We start from the raw sequence: 395 nt of genomic DNA, 5'->3' as shown, positions 1-395 counted from the left end.
CTTGGTTGTGGAAACGGTTCATGGAAACCTCGTAAATGCAAAAAGATAGGGAGAACACCACCCGACGTAGGAGCCGGCTTGCCGGCGAAGAGGCCCTTGAGCCTTGCAGCACCCTGATGGACGCCTTCGCTGGCAAGCCAGCTCCTACAATGCTATGCCTTGCCGTGTGGGATCCCGTAGGAGCCGGCTTGCCGGCGAAAGGGCCCGCGAGCCTTGCAGCACCCTGATGGACGCCTTCGCTGGCAAGCCAGCTCCTACAGCGGCGAGGCGCTCTTCAGGCGGCGCTGGCGGCGAACTTCTCGTAGTAGAAGTTCGCCGGGGCGATGCCCTGTTCGCGGATGAACTGGCTCACCGCCTCCACCATTGGCGGCGGCCCGCACAGGTAGACATCCACA

At 62.8% G+C, this 395-nt stretch carries 1 pseudogene; it reads right to left on the bottom strand.

The annotated features are described in order from the left end of the window. Positions 1-274 precede the first annotated feature (274 nt). Positions 275-395: pseudogene (locus F6S12_RS33070) on the bottom strand (NADH oxidase); the annotation flags it as partial.

The sequence above is a fragment of the Pseudomonas sp. JV245A genome (assembly GCF_032424515.1).
Lineage (GTDB): Bacteria > Pseudomonadota > Gammaproteobacteria > Pseudomonadales > Pseudomonadaceae > Aquipseudomonas > Aquipseudomonas protegens.
This window is presented reverse-complemented; position numbering and strand designations above follow the sequence as displayed.